Here is a 1,296-nt window from a genome sequence, read left to right as displayed (position 1 = left end):
CCCTGTAGATACTCTGTTCACGGTCAAGCTTTTTGGGTGTGTTTACCGCTAAAAAGCTTGGCTGTACTGAAGTCTTCGCCTGCCCGCATGCAGGCCCATAGTCCGGTCAGGTATTTGCGCATGACTGCGACAATAGCCTGCATCTTTCTCTTTCCTCGAGTCACCAAGGCTTCGTAAAACGCTTTCACGTTTGGGTCGCAACGTATGGCGGTCAGCGCAGGCATGTACATCGCTGAGCGCAAATAGGCATTGCCGCCCTTACTTATCCGGCCGGGTTTATCAATGCTGGTGCCTGATTGCGTGAGTCGGACATCGAGTCCGGCATGGCGGCTGACCTGCGCCGACTTGAGCGTTACCGGTAAGGTCGTCAGTTCAGCCAGCGCCGCAAATACTGAGATCTCACCCATACCAGGGGCGGCGATCATGTGGGCGAACTGGGCGCTCAACGTTGGGCAGTTGTCGATCAATGCCCGACCCGCTAGTCGGAAACGCTCGATTCGTTTGTCAAAGGCGTTGATGGCTTCTTCTTCGTCCTCAATCAGCATCAGAAGAGTTGTTTGAGTGGCTTTTAGTGCATGCAGCTCGTTTTTGGCGCGGGTGCGATGACCCGTCAAACGATTGATGTGGCGGCCGATAGCGCGCAGTTCAAGCTGTATTGAAGTGGGCGGCGTCCACAACCTTGGGCTCATGCGTTCGCCGTACTCAGCTAATAACTGGGCATCGATTGCGTCCGTCTTGCTGTTTTTCAGCATCAGTTTTGCAAAGTTGTGAAAACTCTTCGGATTGATAACCGAGACTGGCAAACCCGCCGCAGCGAGCTCCATGGCCAAGTCCAGGTAGTAGATTCCTGTGGCTTCCATCACCACAGACATAGGCTTGAGCTCAAGCAATTTGCCGACAGCAGCTTTGCGCCCCGCCGGTGTCTGGTCGATATTGCACTGACCTGCAAAGCGGCCGCCATTGCGCCAGCCCATCGCTGTAGTGCGAGATCCCACATCCAAGCCGACGTGCATGTTCATGCTTTCAACTCCAAGAGAACTGAGTTAAAAATGCTTCCTGGTTCCCCTGACCTCGAACTTCATGCCACTGCAACCTTGTAATGCGAAGTCCGACTCGTCGGCTTCTCGATACTCTTCGTGGTGGGCAATGAGGCGGGGGGACCTCTCTACAGACAAGGTCAGGAGCAAGTCCTGCCTTAAGGAGCGATCGGTCTCCCCCAGAAACACATCTTCGTATGTCGCACCAGCGAGCTTAGATCTCATTCATGCTGGTGTGTGGGGAACATACAAGGAGCTG

At 54.4% G+C, this 1,296-nt stretch carries 1 protein-coding gene; it reads right to left on the bottom strand.

The features are described from left to right. Nucleotides 1-23: 23 nt before the first annotated feature. The gene (locus D8U61_RS20035; protein WP_130927515.1) at nt 24-1,019 is read right to left on the bottom strand and encodes an IS110 family transposase; all 996 of its coding nucleotides are present in this window, start codon (nt 1,017-1,019) and stop codon (nt 24-26) included. Between the last annotated feature and the right edge of the window lie 277 nt (nt 1,020-1,296).

The sequence above is a fragment of the Pseudomonas sp. Sample_14 genome (assembly GCF_004307515.1).
GTDB classification, from domain to species: Bacteria; Pseudomonadota; Gammaproteobacteria; order Pseudomonadales; family Pseudomonadaceae; genus Aquipseudomonas; species Aquipseudomonas atacamensis.
This window is presented reverse-complemented; position numbering and strand designations above follow the sequence as displayed.